General features: G+C 63.5%; 16 protein-coding genes. 7 read left to right on the forward strand and 9 right to left on the reverse strand.

The features are described from left to right. Positions 1-48: 48 nt before the first annotated feature. Positions 49-1,422 (forward strand): hypothetical protein, encoded by a 1,374-nt coding sequence (locus ACN9MU_RS16000; RefSeq protein WP_426343044.1) that lies wholly within the window; start codon positions 49-51, stop codon positions 1,420-1,422. Here the strand turns inward: ACN9MU_RS16000 and ACN9MU_RS16005 are convergent. Together ACN9MU_RS16005 and ACN9MU_RS16010 are read right to left on the reverse strand one after the other, a co-directional pair. After that, positions 1,417-1,782, reverse strand: a complete 366-nt coding sequence (locus tag ACN9MU_RS16005) for a DUF4870 family protein (protein WP_426172028.1) — start codon at positions 1,780-1,782, stop codon at positions 1,417-1,419. The two genes, ACN9MU_RS16000 and ACN9MU_RS16005, sit on opposite strands and share 6 nt — an antisense overlap. A 9-nt stretch (positions 1,783-1,791) precedes the next feature. Continuing rightward, positions 1,792-2,139, reverse strand: coding sequence for a GFA family protein (locus ACN9MU_RS16010; RefSeq protein ID WP_426172030.1), 348 nt, complete (start codon positions 2,137-2,139; stop codon positions 1,792-1,794). Positions 2,140-2,207: 68 nt separating this feature from the next. On the opposite strand from ACN9MU_RS16010, the gene ACN9MU_RS16015 reads away from it, so the two are divergent. The 3 genes from ACN9MU_RS16015 to ACN9MU_RS16025 all read left to right on the forward strand — a co-directional run bounded on the left by ACN9MU_RS16015 (position 2,208) and on the right by ACN9MU_RS16025 (position 4,826). After that, positions 2,208-3,401, forward strand: a complete 1,194-nt coding sequence (locus ACN9MU_RS16015) for a CaiB/BaiF CoA transferase family protein (RefSeq protein WP_426343045.1) — start codon at positions 2,208-2,210, stop codon at positions 3,399-3,401. Positions 3,402-3,621: 220 nt separating this feature from the next. Next, the gene (locus ACN9MU_RS16020) at positions 3,622-3,993 is read left to right on the forward strand and encodes a hypothetical protein (RefSeq protein WP_426343046.1); all 372 of its coding nucleotides are present in this window, start codon (positions 3,622-3,624) and stop codon (positions 3,991-3,993) included. 26 nt (positions 3,994-4,019) lie between these two features. Further along, on the forward strand, positions 4,020-4,826 hold the full coding sequence (locus tag ACN9MU_RS16025) for an APH(3')-I family aminoglycoside O-phosphotransferase (RefSeq protein WP_426344890.1): 807 nt from the start codon (positions 4,020-4,022) through the stop codon (positions 4,824-4,826). Positions 4,827-4,923: 97 nt separating this feature from the next. Here the strand turns inward: ACN9MU_RS16025 and serB are convergent, their stop codons facing one another. The 7 genes from serB to ACN9MU_RS16060 all read right to left on the reverse strand — a co-directional run bounded on the left by serB (position 4,924) and on the right by ACN9MU_RS16060 (position 15,454). Next, positions 4,924-5,769: a phosphoserine phosphatase SerB gene (gene serB, locus ACN9MU_RS16030; protein ID WP_426337637.1), complete on the reverse strand. Its 846-nt coding sequence runs from the start codon at positions 5,767-5,769 to the stop codon at positions 4,924-4,926. Positions 5,770-5,783: 14 nt separating this feature from the next. Next, a complete protein-coding gene (gene mfd / locus ACN9MU_RS16035) occupies positions 5,784-9,215 on the reverse strand; it encodes a transcription-repair coupling factor (protein WP_426335712.1) in 3,432 nt (1,143 codons plus the stop codon). A gap of 61 nt (positions 9,216-9,276) precedes the next feature. Beyond that, positions 9,277-10,224, reverse strand: coding sequence for a lipase secretion chaperone (locus tag ACN9MU_RS16040; protein ID WP_426323638.1), 948 nt, complete (start codon positions 10,222-10,224; stop codon positions 9,277-9,279). Then, the gene (locus ACN9MU_RS16045) at positions 10,221-11,138 is read right to left on the reverse strand and encodes an esterase/lipase family protein (RefSeq protein WP_426343047.1); all 918 of its coding nucleotides are present in this window, start codon (positions 11,136-11,138) and stop codon (positions 10,221-10,223) included. The genes ACN9MU_RS16040 and ACN9MU_RS16045 overlap by 4 nt, the downstream gene beginning before the upstream one ends. Positions 11,139-11,301: 163 nt before the next feature. Further along, positions 11,302-12,072 carry a PP2C family protein-serine/threonine phosphatase gene (locus ACN9MU_RS16050; protein WP_426323642.1) on the reverse strand — a complete coding sequence of 257 codons (771 nt, stop codon included), beginning with the start codon at positions 12,070-12,072 and terminating at the stop codon, positions 11,302-11,304. Then, on the reverse strand, positions 12,069-13,079 hold the full coding sequence (locus ACN9MU_RS16055) for an ABC transporter substrate-binding protein (RefSeq protein WP_426343048.1): 1,011 nt from the start codon (positions 13,077-13,079) through the stop codon (positions 12,069-12,071). Before ACN9MU_RS16055 ends, ACN9MU_RS16050 begins: the two co-directional genes overlap by 4 nt. 2 nt (positions 13,080-13,081) lie before the next feature. Then, positions 13,082-15,454 carry a penicillin-binding protein 1A gene (locus tag ACN9MU_RS16060; RefSeq protein WP_426343049.1) on the reverse strand — a complete coding sequence of 791 codons (2,373 nt, stop codon included), beginning with the start codon at positions 15,452-15,454 and terminating at the stop codon, positions 13,082-13,084. Between the two features lie 107 nt (positions 15,455-15,561). Here ACN9MU_RS16060 and ACN9MU_RS16065 point away from each other — a divergent pair, with 107 nt between their 5' ends. Genes ACN9MU_RS16065 through glpD form a run of 3 tightly spaced genes read left to right on the forward strand, consistent with a single transcriptional unit; the run spans position 15,562 to position 20,607 of the window. Further along, on the forward strand, positions 15,562-17,793 hold the full coding sequence (locus ACN9MU_RS16065) for an OPT family oligopeptide transporter (RefSeq protein ID WP_426343050.1): 2,232 nt from the start codon (positions 15,562-15,564) through the stop codon (positions 17,791-17,793). A 13-nt stretch (positions 17,794-17,806) separates the two neighbouring features. Beyond that, positions 17,807-19,084, forward strand: coding sequence for an amidohydrolase family protein (locus ACN9MU_RS16070; protein ID WP_426172042.1), 1,278 nt, complete (start codon positions 17,807-17,809; stop codon positions 19,082-19,084). Positions 19,085-19,095: 11 nt separating this feature from the next. Continuing rightward, positions 19,096-20,607, forward strand: coding sequence for a glycerol-3-phosphate dehydrogenase (gene glpD / locus ACN9MU_RS16075; RefSeq protein ID WP_426172043.1), 1,512 nt, complete (start codon positions 19,096-19,098; stop codon positions 20,605-20,607). The last annotated feature ends 13 nt before the right edge of the window (positions 20,608-20,620 follow it).

Genomic DNA, 20,620 nt, shown 5'->3' on the forward strand with positions numbered 1-20,620 from the left:
CATCTCTACTTGCTTACATTGGTCGGACATCAAGCAGGGGAGACCGTCATGCAAATTCTGAAGATTGCAGCAGGCGCCGTGCTGTGTGGCGCTACGTGTTTGATTTCTGCGGCGCCGCCATCCAGCTATATGCCCGTGGTGGCGAAGGAAGATTTCCAGACTACATTTGAACGGATGAAGGCTGCGCGGGCAGGCCTGATGCGCGAACAGGCGGCTTTTCTTGAGAGCCGGTATGACTTGTCGAACAAGCCGGCGAATGGCGTCACCATGTTTCGCGGTAAGCCGGTGCAAGAGGGGATACGGGTCAAACTGCCGCGCGGGGCCACCTGGGACAAGCTGGGCGCAATGAGCCCGGATGAAATCCGCGAGAAAGGCCTGTACCCGCATGGCTTCCTGCCGCTGCCGCACCCGAATCATCCGGAAGGCGGCATGCTGTTCCCGCAGTTCCACATCGACGAAATCAAGAAACAGGAGCAGCGCGACCTGAATCGCTTCGACCTGGCATTCGATTTCCCTGACCACCTGCTGCCGGAATTCCCGGCGCCGATCTTCCTGACCACGCGTCCCGACCTGGGCGACGTATCGAAGGGCAAGCTGCTGACCATCGACAATTTCCACCAGATGTTCAACGGGATACTGAATCCAAAGCAGCTTGAAGGCCTGCGCCTGTTGCTGACGCCGTTCCCGCAGCAGCAGTTCAACCAGACCGAAGACCGTCGCTCCGAACGTCCGAGCCGCGGCGTAACCTGCTTCGACTGTCACGCGAACGGACACACCAACGCCTCAACCCACCTGGCCGGCGACGCGCGGCCGCAGGCATTCCGGCACCGGATCGATACGCCATCGCTGCGAGGCGTGAACCTGCAACGGCTGTTCGGCTCACAGCGCGCATTGAAATCGGTGGAGGACTTTACGGAATTCGAGCAGCGGGCCGCGTATTTCGACGGCGACCCCGTGATCGCAACCAAGAAGGGCGTGAATGTCCTTGAGCGCGGAAGCCAGGTGCATTTCATGGCCGAGTTCCAGGAACTGCTGGATTTCCCACCTGCGCCCAAGCTGGGCGTGACCGGCAAGCTCGATCCGCGCAAGGCCAATGAACAGGAACTGCGGGGCCAGGCGCTCTTCTTCGGCAAGGCCCAATGCTCCACCTGCCATATGCCGCCGCATTACAGCGACAACATGATGCACAACCTGCACACGGAGCGCTTCTTCAAACCGCACGAAGTGAAGGGCGCGATGATGGTGGGCGACGGCCCGATCAAGACTTTCCCGCTCAGGGGCATCAAGGAATCGCCACCCTATCTGCACGACGGGCGGTTGTTGACGCTCGAGGATACGGTGGAATTCTTCAACCTGATCCTCGAGACGAAAATGACAGCGGCAGAGAAGGCCGACCTGGTGGCCTTCCTGCGCACTTTATGAATTGCCGACAGGGACGTTGTTATTCAGGGCGGTGATGCCGCGAATCAGGCGGTAGATCTTCCACAGCCAGGCTCCGACCCAGACCAGCCAGGCCAGTGGAATGCCGAAAATGGTGATGAAAAGGAGCCAGCCGACGGCGATCCACACCAGGTACCACCAGAACGAGCGGATCATCCAGCCATGGTGGCTGTGGACGAAGGTGCCGGCGCTGTCATCGCGTTTGATGTAGTTCAGGATCAGTGGAATAAAGGACGCGGCCCCGAGCGTGAAGAACACGCTCAGGCCGTGGCCGAGGTAAAGCCAGAAAGCCCAATCCTTGGCGGAACGGGTCTGGTCATCGAAAACGAGTTCTTGTGCCATATCGGCTCCTCACAGTTTGCGACCGTCGTAATGCTGGACAGGGTAGGCGTCCAGTTCGATGTCCTCCAGTACGCGAGCGTTGACGGCAGCCATTTCGCTGCCATTTGGAGCAGTGCCCTCGCCGTAGGTGTGGATGCCGCACTTAGGGCAGAAGCGATGCTTGATCACGTGCTTGTTGAAGACGTAGCTTGCCTGGTCTTCTTCGCGCGTCAGCAGTTTCAGGCTGGTGCGCGGAATGAACCACATCAATGCGCCTTTGCGCTGGCAGATGGAGCAGTTGCAGGCTACCAGCCCTTCGATATCGCCTTCTGCTTCAAATTTCACATTGCCGCAATGGCAGCTTCCCTTGTACAGCATTTTTCTCCTCCGGTTAGAATAATTAGCTTGGCGCTAATGATAATGTAATTGCAAGAGGAGTGGGCAAAATGGCGGGTCCGTTGCAGGGAATTAAAGTTATCGAGATTGGAACGCTGATTGCGGCGCCGTTTGCGGCGCGGCTGATGGCGGAATTCGGGGCGGAAGTGATCAAGATCGAGGCGCCGGGCGAGGGCGATCCGATCCGCAAATGGCGCAAGCTGCATAAAGGAACCTCGCTGTGGTGGTATCTGCAGTCGCGTAACAAGAAGTCCATCTCCATCAACCTGAAGGCGCCGGAGGGCATCGCGCTGGTCAAGCAATTGTGCGCGGATGCCGATGTGCTCATCGAGAACATGAAGCCAGGCGCGCTCGAGAAGCTTGGCCTTGGCTGGGATGTGCTGCATGCGCTGAATCCCAAGCTGACCATGGTGCGCATTTCCGGCTACGGCCAGACCGGCCCGTACAAGGACCGGCCGGGCTTCGGTGCCATTGGTGAGGCGATGGGCGGGATTCGCTATACCACGGGCGAGGCGGGCGGCGTGCCGGCACGCGTGGGCGTAAGCCTTGGCGACTCGCTGGCCTCCTTGCATGCCGTGATGGGGGCGCTGATGTCTGTGCTGCGGGTGAAAATGGGAAATGGCGATGGCCAGGTGGTTGATGTGTCGCTGGTCGAGAGCGTGTTCAACCTGATGGAATCCCTGGTGCCCGAGTACGATCTGCTTGGCCATGTGCGCGAGCGCAGCGGCGGTGCGTTGCCCGGTATCGCACCTTCCAATACTTACCCGACGCGCGACGGTTCGTACGTGGTCATTGCCGGTAACAGCAACCCGATCTACAAGCGCCTGATGCACGCAATCGGCCGCACCGACATGGCGGAAGACCCCCAATTCGCGCAAAACGACGGCCGCGCGGCGCAGGAAAAGCTGATCGATGCTGCGATCGCCGGCTGGACTTCGGCGCATACGATCGACGAAGTACTGGCAATACTGGAGCGCGCCGAAGTGCCTGCGGGCCGCATCTATTCGGTAAAGGATATCGTCGCCGACCCGCATTACCAGGCGCGCGATATGCTGCTGGATACCGAGTTGCCGGATGGCGTGCATGTGAAGATGCCGGGCATCGTGCCCAAGCTCTCTGAGACGCCTGGCGAAGTGCGCTGGCAGGGACCGACGCTGGGTGAGCACACCGACAGCGTGCTGTCTGTGTTGGGCATGACGACTGCGGAAATTGCCTCGCTACGTCAACGTGGCATCGTAGCGTAACTGACGACCGGATCACCGTTATGTTTACATTATTTCGCACGCCTTCGTGGCCTGGCCAGTCGCTGCTGCGCCGTTGCGGCTACATTGAGTCGAAACTTCCGGCGAGCCCGCTTTATAGCTTTGCACCCGGCGACCTGGTGTTTCGACGAAGTGCCAACCCTGACACCAAGATTACTTCGTAAGCAGTTTTATGAGAAAGCTTAAGGATTCGGTCGGAGTCGTGGCCAAAATCGACTTCATTCGTGGCTACGACGCATATGCCGGGATGCTGGAAGGTACGCCGTACCTGGCACGTCGGTTCCGACTGCTTCAGGAAAAGAAGGTCATGGAAGGGCGGGGCCAATTTGTGTATGGCCTGGAGTTGCTCGAACAGGAAATCGCTGTGCTTCCTAAAGACACTGGACGCTGGGCACCCAACGAACGGTGGTCGGCCAAGCCGGTTTGGGACGAGGATTTCCAGCGTGCGGTGCGGCGCTACGTCATCGTCCATTGGTACCAGGAAGCCGACGATCCGATGCAGCGATTGGCTTATATTGTCGAGTCCATGGCCCTGAATGACTACGGCAATGAAGAAGCTTTTGAGATCGACTAGGCGAGAAGGGGAGACGATTGATCGCAATGAATTCCAACGAGGCTTGTCATCCGCTTCGACTTCCTCCAAACATCCCTGCCGAATTGGAGGGGTACGAGTGGGTGCCTAATACTGTTGGTCAATCTGGGGGGGCGGTCTACCGCCTTTGCGGTAAGGAGGGGGCTCCTGACATGTTTTTGAAGTATGGCGAAGGTGTACTCGCAGACGATATAAGTGACGAAATGGCGAGACTACGCTGGCTGGGCGGACATGTGCCCGTGCCGAAAGTCGTGCATTTCGTTCGCACTTCCAATGAGGCATGGCTACTGATGTCTGAGGTGCCCGGAGAAAGCGCCTACCAGGTCATGGCGTCGTGTCCGGATCACCGCATCGCGATCGTCGACGCCATTGCGAAGTTTCTGCGGCGGCTACACGCAATCCCGATCGGTGACTGCCCGTTCACAAGCAATCACGAATATCGACTGCTCCGTGCGCGAGCACGCATCGATGCAAACCTGGTGGACGAAGACGATTTCGATGAGGATCGCGAAGGCTGGACTGCTGAACAGGTTTGGGGTGCCATGCAAAGTCTGCTGCCGCTCGCGCCTGATCCAGTCGTCACCCACGGTGACTTCTCACTGGATAACATTCTCCTGCAGGACGGGAAAGTCGTTGGCTGCATTGACGCCGGCCGGGCCGGCATCGCTGATCGCTACCAGGATCTTGCCATCGCCTGGAATTGTCTTGGAGAGTTCGGCACGCCGCTCCAGAGACGATTTCTGGCGCAATATGGCGTGCACGATCCTGATCCATCAAAACTGCAATTTCATTTGATGCTGGATGAGCTATTTTGAGTCGGACGCAGATCGAAAGCCGGGGTCAGGTCTGGTAATCGGACATCTTTTCCGTAATGCGAAAAGGATGGCGGATTGCCAGACCTGACCCCGACTTTTAATGCGCTAGCAGGTTGAGGATGCCGTCCAGGCCGACGAAGTTGAGGGCGACGTTGGCTTGTTCGCGGACCACGGGCTTGGCGCGGAAGGCGACGGACAGGCCGGAAATGCCCATCATCTTCAGGTCGTTGGCGCCGTCGCCCATGACGATGGCTTGCTCGGGGAGGATGCCGATGGCAGCGCAGACGTGTTCGACGGTGTCGCGCTTGACGGTAGCGTCGACGATCTCGCCGATCACTTTGCCGGTCAGCTTGCCGTCGACGATTTCCAGTTCGTTGGCGCGGGTGAAGTCCAGGCCGAGGCGGGTTTTCAGGCGTTCGGTGAAGAAGGTGAAGCCGCCCGATACCAGCAGGGTTTTCAGGCCGGCGGCTTGGACGGCTTTCAGCATCTCCTCGGCGCCCGTCGACAGGCGCAGGCGTTCGTCGTAGACGCGCTCCAGGGCGGCGGCGTCAAGGCCTTCCAGCAGCGCTACGCGGCGGCGCAGGCTTTCGGAGAAATCGAGTTCGCCGCGCATGGCGGCCTCGGTGATTTCGGCGACTTGCGGCTTCAGGCCCTGCATGTCGGCGATTTCGTCGATGCATTCGATGGTGATCAGGGTCGAGTCCATATCCATCGCCACCAGCTTGAATTCGTCCAGGCGGCGCACGCCCATCATGTAGGTGGCGTCGAGCTGGGCTGCCTGGGCTGCGATCTCGATGGTCTGGCGCAGCGCTGGCGTGAAGCTGATTCCTTCGCAGCGCAGGGCGTTGTCGGAAACGGTTACCACGTTTTTCGGCGCGGTCAGGGCGGCAATGCGCTGCAGGCGGGCGGCGCAGTCGCCGACGCCCTGCAGCACAAGGTTCATGGTCATGTCGTTGTTCATGTCAATTGTTTGATGGCGGTCTTGATCTGGTTCACGCGGGCCGCCAGGTCAGGCATGTTCGCTGTGATCTTGAGCTTGTCCTGTCCGTTCAGCTTGATGTGGCGCTGATTCTGGATCAGGTGGATGATGCGCATCGGGTCGATCGGCGGCTTGGGCATGAACTGCAGGTTGACCGCTTCGGTGTGGGCATCGATCTTGATGATGCCGACGGTCTTGGCGGCGATGCGCAGGCGGTGGGTTTCCACCAGGGCCTTGGCGGAATCGGGCAGTTTGCCGAAGCGATCGATCAGCTCCTCCTGCAGGTCGTCGATTGCGTTCTGGGTTTCGCAATTGGCCAGGCGTTTGTAGATCGACAGGCGTTCGTGCACGTCGCCGCAGAAGTCCGCTGGTAGCAGGGCTGGCGTGTGCAGGTTGATTTCGGTGGTTGTGGCAAGCGGTGCGGCCAGGTCGGGCTCTTTGCCGGCCTTCAGTGCGCGCACTGCTTCGTTCAGCATGTCGGTGTAGAGCTGGAAGCCGACTTCCAGCATTTCGCCGGACTGGTTTTCGCCCAGCACTTCGCCTGCGCCGCGGATTTCCAGGTCGTGCATCGCGAGGTAGAAGCCGGAGCCCAGTTCTTCCATCTGCTGGATGGCGTCGAGGCGGCGCTGCGCCTGCTTGGTCAGGCCTTGCACGTCGGTCACCAGCAGGTAGGCGTATGCCTGGTGGTGCGAACGGCCCACGCGGCCGCGCAGCTGGTGCAGCTGTGCCAGGCCGAACTTGTCGGCGCGGTGCATGATGATGGTGTTCGCGGTCGGCACGTCGATACCGGTTTCGATAATCGTGGTACAGAGCAGGATGTTGTAGCGCTGCGCCACGAAGTCGCGCATCACTTTTTCCAGGTCGCGTTCGTGCATCTGGCCGTGGGCGACGGCGATGCGCGCTTCGGGCAGCATTTCCGTCAGCTTGGCCAGGCGGTTCTGGATGGTTTCGACTTCGTTGTGCAGGAAGTAGACCTGGCCGCCGCGCTTCAATTCTCGCAGCACGGCTTCGCGGATGATGGAGTCGTTCTCGCTGCGCACAAAAGTCTTGATGGCCAGGCGCTTTTGCGGCGCGGTGGCGATCACGGAGAAGTCGCGCAAGCCTTCCAGCGCCATACCGAGCGTGCGCGGGATCGGCGTGGCGGTCAGGGTCAGCACGTCGACTTCGGCGCGCAGCGATTTCAGCGCTTCCTTCTGGCGCACGCCAAAGCGGTGTTCTTCGTCGATGATGACCAGGCCGAGGCGGTCGAACTTGACGTCGTCCGACAGCAGCTTGTGGGTGCCGATCACGATGTCCAGCGTGCCGTCCTGCATGCCCTTGATGGCGTTGGCGATTTCCTTGCCGGTGCGGAAGCGCGACATTTCGGCGATGCGCACGGGCCAGTCGGCAAAGCGGTCGGCGAAGGTCTGGGCGTGCTGCTCGGCCAGCAGCGTGGTTGGCGCCAGCAGGGCAACCTGCTTGCCGCCCATGACGGCGATGAAGGCTGCGCGCAGCGCCACCTCGGTCTTGCCGAAGCCCACATCGCCGCATACCAGGCGGTCCATCGGCTTGCCGGAGGTCATATCCTTGATCACGTTGCCGATGGCGGCTGCCTGGTCCGGCGTTTCGTCGAAGCCGAAGCTGTCGGCGAAACGTTCGTAGTCGTGCGAGGAGTAGTCGAACGAGTGGCCCTGGCGCGCGGCGCGGCGGGCGTACAGGTTGAGCAATTCGGCGGCAGTGTCGCGTACCTGTTCGGCGGCTTTGCGCTTGGCTTTGTCCCACTGGCCGGAACCGAGGGTGTGCAGCGGTGCGTCGTCCGGCGAGGCGCCGGAGTAGCGCGAGATCACGTGCAGCTGCGACACCGGCACGTACAGCTTGCTCTCCTTGGCGTATTCCAGATGCAGGAATTCGGTTTCGCCTTCGCCCAGGTCCATGCTGACCAGGCCCATATAACGGCCAATGCCGTGGTTGATGTGCACCACCGGGTCGCCGATCTTGAGTTCGGACAGGTCGCGCACCATCGATTCGACTTGCGTGACCGCTTCCTGTTTCTTGCGGCCGGCGCGGCGGCCGCTGCCGGCATACAGCTCGGTTTCGGTGATGAAGGCCAGGCCGTCATCGAGCTCAAAGCCGGCATGTAGGGGCGCGACGCCCAGCACCAGCTTGGCGTCGCTGGCCAGGAAACCGTCGAAGCCTTCGATCAGGGCCGGCGACAGGTCGAATTCGGCGAAGTACTGCTGCAGCGTTTCGCGGCGGCCGTTGGTTTCGGCGCAGATCATCACGCGCCGGCCGGACTGCATCAGGTAGGCGCGCAGGTTGGTCAGCGGGTCGTCCAGGTGGCGGTTGACGGCGATGTTCGGGATCGGCGCCGACAGTTCCGACGACGGCAGCGACATGTCGCGCGAGATGGCGATGCGCGGATGCGGCTTGGCCAGGATGAAGAACTGTTCGTCGCCGAGGAAGATGTCCTGCGGCGGCAGGATAGGGCGCTCGCGGTCGGCCTTCAGGAATTTGTAGCGCGATTCGGTGTCGGCCCAGAAGCGCTTGATGGCGGCGTCGATATCGCCGACCATTGCCACGCTGGCTTCTGCCGGCAGGTAGTCGAAGAAGGTCGCGGTTTCGTCGAAGAACAGCGGCAGGTAGTATTCGATACCGGCGGAGGCGATGCCGCTGCTGATGTCCTTGTAGACCACGGCGCGCGACGGGTCGCCTTCAAAAGTCTCGCGCCAGCGGCTGCGGAAAGCGGTGCGCGATGCTTCGTCCATCGGGAATTCGCGGCCTGGCAGCAGGCGCACTTCCTTGACCGGATACAGCGAGCGCTGGGTGTCGGCGTCGAAAGTGCGGATGGTTTCGATGGTGTCGCCGAACAGGTCCAGGCGGTACGGCAGGGCGGAACCCATCGGGAACAGGTCGATCAGGCCGCCGCGCACGGAATATTCGCCGGGCGACATCACCTGGCTGACGTGGGTGTAGCCGGCCAGGGTCAGTTGCGACTTCAGTTTGGCCTCGTCCAGCGATTCGCCCTGCTTGAAGAAGAAGGTGTAGGCGGCCAGGAAAGAGGGCGGCGCCATGCGCACCAGCGCGGTGGTGGCAGGAATGATGGCCACGTCGCACTGGCCGGTCTGGATCTCATGCAGGGTTGCCAGGCGCTCGGATACCAGGTCCTGGTGCGGCGAGAAGGCGTCGTAAGGCAGGGTTTCCCAGTCGGGCAGAAGGTGGCAGCGCAGGCCGCCATTGGCGAACCAGGGGATTTCGGCCAGCAGGCGCTGGCCGTCGCTGGCCTGGGCCACGACCACGGCCAGCATCTGGCCGCGTGCTTTCAATTCGAGTGCCGTTTGCGCCAGCGCGTAGGCGTCACCGGAGCCGAACAAATTGGGCAACGCGAAGCGGTTGCCGGGCTTGGGAAGTGCTTTTTTGAAGTCGAAGGGCATGCAAACGTGGCGCTAACTGAGGAGACACTAATATGCTGGCCCCACATTATAGTGCAAGCACCTATTCGTAGGCGCCCAGCCGTTTTTGTTCCGATGATGTAAAAAGATTATCACGCAGCTGCTGGATTGCAGCCTGGTTTTCGCCCAGGCCGGCGCTGGCAGCACGGTAGGCGGCGATCCGGCGCAGCCAGGCGGCCTGTTCGCGGTCGAGTTGGGCCAGCCGGTTGGCGGCTTGCGGGTCGAATGCTGCTGCGCGCAGCCGGAAGATATCGTCTTCGCTGGCGCCGCCATTGCGGGCGGCTTCGACCTGCTGTTCCAGGTTCAGCACGCGCTGCGGGGCGGCCCGCTCTTCCTGCAGGGCGGGCGGCAGCTTGCGGTCCAGCTCTGCCAGCTTTTGCCGGCGCTGGGCGGGCGTCAGCGACTTGTCGTCCACCAGTTCCAGGCGGGCGATGGCATCCTGGTCGCGGGCATCGGTATCGCCGAACAGGCCGGCGGCTTCGGCCGGGCTGAAATAGCGCTTGCGCAGCTCCTGCATGGCGAGCAGGCGCTGGCGGGCGGCGGCGGCGAATGCGGTGCCGGCAGCGGGCGCGTTCACGTCCTGGCCTGCCTCGGCCAGGGCGCGTTTGTAGGCCAGGTATTGGCCAAGCAGGCGCCTGGCTTCGGCCGCCGCAGCGGGCTTCAGGCGCCGCGCCAGCTCTTGCTCGATGCCGGCGCGGATGGCCGGCAGCTCCGCTTCGCCCAGCGCGGACAGGTAGTAGTCGAACAGGTGGCGCAATTCGGCGTCGACCTTCAGCGCGTCGCCGGCGGCGCCCAGCCGGCCGTCCGGCTCGGTGCCGGCCATGGAGGGAACGAAGGGGACCGGCGCCGGACCGGTCCCCTGCGGCATAGGCGGCGCGGCGGCCACGGGCGATTGCGCTGGCGGCGTGCTGCCGCCAGTCGCCCAGAGTGCGAGCGCGCCGCTTGCGGCCAGCGCGAATGCCATCAAGCCCGCCCGGCCGCGGGCGCTCACAGGCCCATTCCTTGCAGGCGGTTGGCGTGCTGGCGGAACAGCGTCACCGGGCTGGTCTCGAACAGGTGGGTGATGCCGACCATCTGGTTGACTTCGTCGAGGTGGTTCATCCAGTAGTCGTCGCGGATCACGCAGCCGAGGTGGGATGAGCAGCTCGCGACCAGGCCATCGTTTTTGGCGCCGCCAAAGGCGATCGAAGTGATTGCGAGGAAGGGATCGGCGGGATCGAAGACGTTGGTATAAGGCGTGGCGCCGCTCCAGGAGAAGTAATACACGCCGTTGGCCTGGTGCGCGCCTTCGCCGCAGCTTGTCGTCGGCAGGCCGGCGGGATGGCGGGCATTGAAAGTCGCGGTGCCGGCAGTGCTGAGCGACTGGGCCGCCGCGTAGGCGTCCTGCGGCAGCGGCGGGCTGCCGGAAATCAGGCCGAGGAAGCCGCCCAGCGCGTTGCCGACACTGTAGACCAGGTCCGGGGCCGCGCCCACCAGCACGTCCGCCACCTTCGAGCCCTTGTTCACGCCGCCGATGCTGGTCACCGAGGCCACCAGGTCCGGCCGCACCGAGGCCACATAGCGCGAGGTCGGGCCGCCGTGGCTATGGCCAATCAGGTTGACCTTTTCCGCCCCCGTAGCCGCCAGGATCTGGCGCACCTGGAACAGGAGCTGTTCACCGCGCACTTCCGTGCTGTTGGCCGCCGAAACCGACGTCACATAGACCCGCGCCCCTCCGCTGCGCAGCGCGCCGGGAACGCCGTAAAAGTATTCGAGCGGGCCCAGGCTGTCGAAGCCGAACAGGCCGTGGACCAGGACGATGGGGTAACGGGTTTGCGTGTAGCCGGTTGCGGAAGCGGGGATTGCGACGATTGCGGTGATCGCGATGAACAGTACCGAGAGCAGCTGCCGGACGAACTTCTTCATAAAGCCTCCTGTGCTGATGGGTTGTTGGAGAGCCCAATCTAGCATCGGCGGCGCGGCGCGCGACAACATCGCTGAATTAGCACGGTGGGTTCCTTCAGTGCCAAAGCACTTTGTTGCGTAGAAGGCGCGCGGAAGCGGTATTTCGTTGGCGAAGGGGAATATTTCAGGCCGGGTAAAGCAACAGGATGGCCGTGATGTTATCGCGGCTGCCATCCTGCTTGGCTTTTTCGACCAGGGCGGCACAGGTTTCTGGCAGGTTATCCGGTCCGGCCTGGGACAGCAGCGCGGACAGGGACTCCTGCTCCGAGGCGCCATACAAGCCGTCACTGCACAACAGGTAAAGGTCGCCCGGGGCCGGCTTATGCGAGAACACGTCCGGCCGCACCTCTTCGCCCGGCCCGATCGCCTGCAGCAGCAGGTTGCGCGGCGGCAGGATGCCCTTCATGCCGGCTTCCAGCGCCTGCTGGTACAGGGTCTGGTCGTGCGTAAGCTGGACCAGTTGCCCGTTGCGGTAGCGGTAGATGCGGCTGTCGCCGACGTGGAAAATGAAGGCTGGACCGTCTGCGTGCGGCTGCCACATGCCTGTCAGCGTCGTCCCCATGCCATAGCCATCTGCCAGGCCAGCGGCCGCATTGTTGCGGAACAGGGTGGTGTTGGCAAACAGGACTGCCTCATGCAGCTGGCGCAGCGCCTCGGCATCGCTGCCCGGTACATGCTGGGCGCGCAGGTGCTTCCACACCAGCAGCAAGGCTTCGGTGCTCGCGATGTCGCCGCCGACATGGCCGCCCATGCCGTCGGCGACGGCAACAAGGTGCAAGTCCGGCAGCAGGAGCAGGTTGTCCTGGTTGCTGGGGCGTACAGTGCCGACGTCTGTCAATCCATAGGCCAGGCCCATGGTCATCTGCTGCAATACCGGCGGCGACAGCGGGATCATTTGATTTGCTCCGCAAACTGCAGCACGCGGGCCGGCGGCATCATGCCGAGCTGGCGTGCCACGTCCATGTTGACGAGGTAAGAGTAGCTGCCCGGCGTTTCGATCGGAAGCGCGGCAGCCTTGACGCGATGGTACAGGATCTGGGCCGCTTTATGGGCAGTCAGGCGTCCCACGTTCGCATATCCGGCGACCAGGCCAAACAGGGCGCTGCCGTCGCGCAGCGCCACTTCAGCGGCGGAAAATACCGGCAGGCCAAGCGCCAGGGCGGCTTCCGTGACCAGGATGCGCTGCGAAGCGATGAAACTGTCGGGGCCAATATAAAGCAACTGCGCCCTGTGTTCCGCCAGGTCCGCCAGCAGGTCCGGAATCACGTCGGCGCGCGGCTGCCCTTGCGCGTCCAGCGGAAGCGGATGGGAGGTGAATTCGGCGCCCACCCGCTCTGCTTCGGCGCGCATTTCGCGCATGGCGACCCGTGCGTTCACTTCGTTGGGATTGAAGATTGCTGCGATGCGGTCGAAACGGCGGTAGCTGCGGATGGCGGCCATTTGCTGGCGCGCCGGCACCACGTGGCTGACGCCGGTCAGGTTGCGCCCGGACGAGGCGAGGTTTTGCACCAGCCCGGCCGCGATCGGTGCGGAGACCATGGTGAACACGATGGGAATGTCAAATTCCCGGGCCGCCGCCGCCAAGCTTACCGGCGTGCCCCAGGTGTAGATCAGGTCCGCATGCCAGGCGCGGGCTTCTTCGAGCAGGGCCGGCACGCGAGAGGCGTCCATGTCAACGCTGCGCACCACGAATTCAGGCTGCAGGCGCTTGTCCTTGAACCATTGGAGAAAGCCGGCTTCAACGTCGGTCTCGCCGCGGAACAGGATCATGTAGATGCGCGGGACATGCGGGCTCGCGCTGTGCGCGCAGGCTGCGGGGGCGAAGGCCGCCAGCGGCGCCAGCGCTGCCGCGGCGCCGAGCAGGCGCCGGCGCCGGAACGATGGAGCCCTTTGGCCCGGCATGTTCAAGTACCTGCCGGGGCTTGCTGTTGCGGGACCTGCTGCAGCGCGGGCTGGTTCGGTGGCGCCGGCTGCTGCGGGGCGCCGTCGGCCGGCGCTGGTGGCTCGCCTTCCGCCGGAACGTCGCCCATGTCGATCGCCAGCACGGTCGGGTCGCTGGCATATTCTTCCAGCAGCCAGTCGCCGTTCAACTGCACCACGCCTTCGGGTACCGGACGGTCGATCGCTGGATGCTTCGGCAGCGCCGAGCGCATATAGTCCATCCAGATCGGCAGCGACAGGGTTGCGCCGAACTCGCGGCCGCCCAGCGACTTCGGATCGTCATATCCCATCCAGGCCACTGCCACCACGCCACCGCCATAGCCGGCGAACCAGCCGTCGAAGGAGTCGCTGGTGGTGCCGGTCTTGCCGGCCAGGTCGGGGCGGCCCAGGCGGCCGGCGGCAGCGCCGGTGCCGCTGCGGGCGACGTCGCGCATCATGCTGTCCATGATGAAGACGTTGCGCTCATCAAGCACGCGCTCGCCGGCAGTGGCCGGCGCGGGCGGCTCGATATCCATGACGAGCACGCCCTTGGCGTCGGTCACCCGGGAGATCAGATAGGGCGTGGCCTTGTAGCCGCCGTTGGCGAAGACCGCATAGGCGCCGGCCAGTTGCAGCGGCGTGACGGCGCCGGTGCCGAGCGCCATGGTGAAGTTCTTCGGATGGCGCGACAGGTCGAAGCCGAAGCGGGCCAGGTAGGCGTGCGTATCGTCCAGGCCAGAGGCGCGCAGGATGCGCACCGAAGGTACGTTCTTCGATGCTGCCAGCGAGCGGCGCATGGTGACCTGGCCGTCGAACTTGCCGTCGTCGTTTTGCGGCTTCCACGGCTGTCCGATCGAGCTGCCCGGCAGCTCCAGCGGTTCGTCGGCGATTACCGTACCGGGGCCGAAGCCCTTGGACACTGCAGCGGAGTAGATGAATGGCTTGATCGAGGAACCAGGCTGGCGCCAGGCCTGCGTCACGTGGTTGAACTTTTGCAGGCCGTAGTCGAAGCCGCCCACCATGGCCTGGTAGGCTCCGGTATTGGCGTCCAGCGCCACGAAGGCAGCCGCGACCTGCGGCACCTGGGTGATGGCCCAGCCTTTCTTTTCGGTCTGCATGACGCGGATCACCGCGCCGGGACGGATCGCGGAAGCAGGCTTGGCCTTGCTGGACAGTGCGGACGCTGCCAGTTTCAGGCCCTCGCCGCTGATCGACAGCACGTCGCCGTCCGATGTTTCGGCCTTGACCAGGGTAGGGCTGGCTTCCAGCACCACGGCCGGAATCAGGCCGTCGCTGACCACGCGCTTGCCCAGCACCTCGTCGATGGCGTCGCCGCGTTCTTCTTCGTCGGCGGGCAATTCAATATAGGTTTCCGGGCCGCGGTAGCCGTGGCGCTGGTCGTAGGCCAGCACGTTGCGGCGCACGGAGTCGTAGGCCGCTTCCTGGTCGCGCGACTGGATGGTGGTGTAGACGTTGATGCCCTTGGTGTAGGTCTCTTCCTTGAACTGCGCGAAGACAGCCTGGCGCGCCAGTTCGGCCACGTATTCGGCGTGGACGTCGAACTCCTGGCCGCGGTGGTTGACGTGCAGCTGTTCCTTCTTCGCCTTTTCGTACTGGGCTTCGGTAATGTATTCGAGTTCGAACATGCGGCGCAGCACCACCTGCTGGCGCGAGCGCGCTTTCTTCGGATTGACGGCAGGGTTGTTGCGCGAAGGGTTTTGCGGCAGGCCTGCCAGCATCGCCGTTTCGGCGATCGACAATTCCTTCAGCGATTTGCCGAAGTAAGCCTGGGCGGCGCTGGCGAAGCCATAGGAGCGCTGGCCCAGGTAGATATTGTTCATGTACAGCTCGAGGATCTTGTCCTTGTCCAGCGCATCCTCGATGCGGTAGGCGAGCATGGCCTCGGCCAGCTTGCGGGAGATGAATTTGTCCTTGCTGAGATAGAAGTCGCGCGCCACCTGCATGGTGATCGTCGAGCCGCCCTGGCGGAAGCTGCCGCGCAGGTTGGCGCGGGCGGCGCCCAGCACGCGCTTCCAGTCAATGCCGCCGTGTTCATAGAAGCGCGAGTCTTCAATTGCCAGCACGGCCTTCTTCATCAGCTCCGGCACCTGGTCAATCGGCGTGAAGTCGCGGTGTTCCTCGCCGAATTCGCCGATCAGCACCTTGTCTGCCGTGTAGATGCGCAGCGGGATCTTGGGACGGTAATCGGTGACCGCTTCCAGCGTTGGCAGGTTGGGGCGGATCACGAAGGCGGCATAGCAGGCCAGGGCGATGCCGCCGGCCATGGCGGCGAGGCCTGCGCCGATGCTGGCGCGGATGACGTTACGGCGGTTCAGCCAGGAAGGACGATTGATCAAATCAGCTCTCTCGATTGCTAAGTCGGGGCATTATAGACTACTCGATAGTTGCTACTTCATTGCTATTTATGCCATAGTCCTAGGTGTTTTAGTCTAAAAGGATTCACGTGTTCCGTCCCTATATCCCCGACGAGGCGCGGCTGCCGGAAATGACGTTCCGCGCCTTGTTCCTCGGAACCTTGCTGGGCATGGTGTTTGGCGCTTCTTCGTTGTACCTGGTCCTCAAGGTGGGCCTGACGGTCAGCGCTTCGATTCCCGTCGCAGTCATCGCAATCACTTTCTTCGGCCTGGCCAAAAAACTGGGCGGCAAGGATGCCAGCATCCTGGAAAACAGCATCGCGCAGACCGCCGGTTCTGCCGGCGAATCGATTGCGTTCGGCCTCGGCGTGACCATGCCGGCCATCCTGATCCTGGGCTTTGAACTGGAAATCTGGCGCGTCATGCTGGTGGGCGTGCTGGGCGGCCTGCTGGGCATCCTCATGATGATTCCGATGCGCCGAACCATGATCGTGGACCAGCACCACGAGCTGAAATTCCCAGAGGGGACCGCTTGCGCCGAGGTGCTGAAGGCCGCGGCCAGCGATTCCTCGCGCCAGGCGGCCGGTGAACCGGTGCGGGGCGAGTCCGACGCGGCGCGCGATGCACGCCGCCGCGCACGGCTGATCTTCGGCGGCTTTGGCATCGGGCTGCTGTACAAGGCGCTCAACGTTTCCTTCAAAGGCTGGAAGGACACGCCGGAAGTCGTGCTGGGCGCGCCGCTGAAGGGCGGTTCGATCGGCGCCGAAGTGTCGCCGGAGCTGCTGGGCGTGGGCTACATCATCGGCCCCCGCATTGCGCTGACCATGACAGCGGGCGGCGTGCTGTCCTACCTGCTGCTGATCCCGATGATCAGGTTCTTCGGCGACCCGCTCACCACCATCCTGGCGCCGGCCACCATGCTCATTTCCGACATGGGGCCGGACGATGTGCGCGGCGCCTATATCCTGTACATCGGCGCCGGTGCTGTGGCGGCGGGCGGCCTGATCGCGCTGCTGCGTGCAATGCCGATGATCTGGCGCAGCCTGGCGGCCGGCCTGTCCGGCGTGGGCAAGGGCAGCAAAGCCGACGCTACACGCCGCACCGAGCAGGATATCCCGATGAAGTGGGTGGTGCTGGGTTGCCTGGGCCTGATCGCGGTGATCACGGCGTCCGCGCCGCTGCATATGAATTTGCTGGGCGCCTTGCTGATCCTGGTGTTCGGCTTCCTGTTCTCCACGGTTTCCTCGCGCCTGACCGGCGAGATCGGTTCTTCTTCCAACCCGACCTCCGGCATGGCGGTGGCGACGCTGCTGTTTACCTGCCTGATCTTCCTGATGGTCGGCTGGACCGGCGGCCAGTATTACGTCACGGCGCTGTCGGTGGGGGCGATCGTCTGCATCGCCTCGGCCAACGCCGGCACGGTGTCGCAAGACCTGAAGACTGGCTTCCTGGTCGGTTCCACGCCGCGCCTGCAGCAGTACGCCATGCTGGTCGGTTCGCTGGCATCGGCCCTGCTGCTCGGTCCCATCCTGCTGCAACTGAATAATTCCAGCACGGTCTATGTGCCGGCGGCCCAGGTTGCGCCGGGACTGGCGACCGATGCCTCGCGGCTCACGGCGAGCGCGCGCCTGGAGGGGCCGCAGGCGGCCGGCGACAGCACTACCTACAAGGTGTGGCAGAAGCCCGATGCGCAAGGCGGGCCGGAGGGCAAATACCTTGTCGCGCCGGACGGCAAGGCGGTCTGGTTCGTCGATCCGGGCATCAACGGCACGCACCACAAGCGCCCGGACGGCACCGAGGTGCGCAAATACGATGCGCCGAAGGCGGTGCTGGTGTCGTACATTATCAAGGGCATCCTCGACCAGCAACTGCCCTGGACGCTGGTGATGCTGGGCGTGATGATTGCGTTGGTGCTGGAGATGTCGGGCGTGCAGTCGCTGTCGTTTGCCGTGGGCGTGTACCTGCCGCTGTCGGCCACGCTGCCGATTGCGGTGGGCGGCGTGCTGCGCTGGCTGGCCGACCGCCGCAACAACAGGCTGCCGCAATATGCAGGCATGAACGAGGAAGAGCTGCAGGCGGCTGGCGACCGCAGCGAAGGCGTGCTGCTGGCCTCCGGCTACATCGCCGGCGGCGCCCTGGCCGGCATTGTGATCGCCATCACGGCAGGCGTGATGACCAATTTCGATGCCGCGGTGACCGCGTGGGCCGAAAACAGCAATCCTTTCTTCAGCGGACCGGCGGCCGATTTGCTGTCCTTGCTGCCTTATGCTGTAATCATGGCGCTGCTCCTGTGGGCGGCGCGAGAAAAATCCACACCTTAAAGGAGACTGGGCGATGAGGAAACTGGGTGCGGCGGGCCTGCTGTTGACGATGGGAGCGGCCAGCGCCGCCACGCAAACGGTCGACTGCGGCCGCCTGCTGGACGTCAAGGCCGGTGTCTGGCGCGAGAAGGTCACGGTGCATATCGAGAACGGCTCGGTGAAGGCGATCGAGCCCACCCAAGGCAAGGGCGACGTGGACCTGGGAGCCATGTCCTGCATGCCGGGCTTCATCGACATGCACGTGCACCTGACCAGCCAGACGCAGCCCCAGGTCGAAGCCTTGCGCGGCCAGATGACGCTGGACGCCATCGACCGCGCCTATGACTCGGTCGCCTTTGCCGAACGCACGTTGAAAGCCGGCTTCACCACGGTACGCGACCTTGGCGCCAACGAGGGCCTGAACATTGCGATGAAGCGCGCCATCAATACCGGCGCCATCGTCGGCCCGCGCATGTTCACAGCCGGCAAAGCCATCGCCACCACCGGCGGCCACGCCGACCCAAGCAACGGCCAGTCGCGCGAATTGCGCCACCTGCATGGCACGCCGGGACCGGACGAAGGCGTGATCAACAGTCCCGATGAAGCGCGCCAGGCGGTGCGCGCTCGCTACCAGGAAGGTGCGGACGTTATCAAGATCACCGCCACCGGCGGTGTCCTCAGCCAGGCCAGCAGCGGCATGAACTCGCAGTTTGACGACTCTGAACTGAAAGCGCTGATCGCTGCCGCCAGGGATTACGGCTTCAAGGTCGCCGCGCATGCCCACGGTGCGGATGGCATGAAGCGCGCACTGAGGGCGGGCGTGGACTCGATCGAGCACGGCACTTTCATGGACGACGAAGCGATTGCCCTGTTCAAGAAGACCGGTGGCTGGTATGTGCCGACCATCAGCGCCGGCCGCTATGTGGCGGACAAGGCGAAGGAGCCGAACTACTATTCGCCGCTGGTACGCCCCAAGGCTGCAGCCATCGGGCCGCAGATCCAGGGTACTTTTACCCGGGCCTACAAGGCTGGCGTGAAGATCGCCTTCGGCACCGACGCTGGCGTGTTCCCGCACGGCGAGAACGCAAAGGAATTCGCCTACATGGTGGAGGCGGGCATGCCGGCGCTGGAAGCAATCCGTTCGGCCACGCTCGGCGCCGCCTCGCTGCTGGGCCAGTCCAGCCGCCTGGGGGCGCTGGAGCCGGGTTTCGCGGCCGATATCGTGGCGGTGGCCGGCGATCCATTGAAGGACATCACCCTGCTGCAGAAGGTAGGATTCGTGATGAAGGAAGGCGTTGTTTATAAACTGTAATCGGGGAGCGCATGGCGGACGTAGATTGCGATGTACTGGTAGTTGGCGGCGGGATCAATGGGGCGGGCATCGCCCGCGACGCGGCGGGCCGCGGCCTGTGCGTCGTCCTGTGCGAGAAGGACGACCTGGCGTCGCATACCTCGTCTGCCTCCACCAAGCTGATTCACGGTGGCCTGCGCTACCTTGAGTACTATGAATTCCGGCTGGTGCGCAAGGCGCTGGCCGAACGCGAAGTGCTGTTGCGCAGCGCGCCGCACATCATGTGGCCCATGCGTTTTGTGATGCCGCACGACGCCGGGCAGCGTCCCGCGCTGCTGATCCGTGCCGGACTTTTCCTCTACGATATGCTGGCCAAGCGCGAGCTGCTGCCCGGCTCGCGCGGCATCAACCTGCGTTGCCATCCTGCGGGGCGGCCGCTGAAGGAAACCTACACTGCCGGCTTCGAATACTCCGACGGCTGGGTGGACGATGCCCGGCTGGTCGTCCTGAATGCCGTTGATGCCTGTGCCAAAGGCGCATGCATCCTGACCCGCACCAGTTGCATCGGCGTCGAGCGTCATGCCGATCACTGGGTGGCGACGCTGCGCAAGGCCGACGGCACTGAAAAGCGGATTACCACCCGTGCCGTGGTCAATGCGGCCGGACCCTGGGCGCAGTCCTTCATCCAGTCGGCAGGCGGCAAGCAGCAGTCGCGCCATTTGCGCCTGGTCAAAGGCAGCCATATCGTGGTGCGCCGCATCTTCGAGCATGACCAGGCGTATATCTTCCAGAACAAGGATGGGCGCATTGTGTTTGCCATCCCGTATGAACGCGATTTCACGCTGATCGGCACCACCGACCTTGAATACAAGGGCGACCCGCAGCGCGTGGCGATCGACGAAAGCGAGATCCGCTACTTGTGCGAACTGGCCAGCGGCTACTTCCGCGAGCCGGTGCGCCCGGCCGACGTGGTGTGGACCTACGCCGGCGTGCGCCCATTGCTGGAAGATGCCGCAGCCGACGCCAAGGCCGTGACGCGCGACTATTTCCTGGAGCTGGACAAGGAAGGCGCGCCGCTGCTGAACATCTTCGGCGGCAAGATCACGACGTTCCGCAAGCTGGCCGAGGATGCGGTGGACATCCTTTGCAAGACGCTTGGCCGGCCGGAAAAAGGCTGGACCGAAAGGGCCTGCTTGCCAGGCGGCGACCTGTTTGGCGCCATGCCTCAGAATCGTTCAGTGCAAGAGTTTTGCGCCTGGGCCGCCGCCGTGCAGGTGAAGTACGACTGGCTGCCGCAGGAGCTGGTGAAGCGCTATGTGCGCGCATATGGCACACGGGTGCACACCCTGCTCGAAAGCTGTGCATCGCTGGCGGACATGGGGGAGGAAATCCTGCCCGGCGTGTACGCGGCGGAAGTGAACTACCTGCGCCGCAAGGAATGGGCAGTGACGGCTGCCGACATCCTGTGGCGCCGTTCCAAGCTCGGCCTGCATTTGCCGGCAGGAGCCGAAGCCCGGCTCGACGCCTGGCTAGCAGCGAACTGAAACAAAAAAAGGC

It is taken from the genome of Pseudoduganella sp. R-32 (assembly GCF_049913245.1).
In the GTDB taxonomy this organism is placed as follows: Bacteria; Pseudomonadota; Gammaproteobacteria; order Burkholderiales; family Burkholderiaceae_D; genus Rugamonas.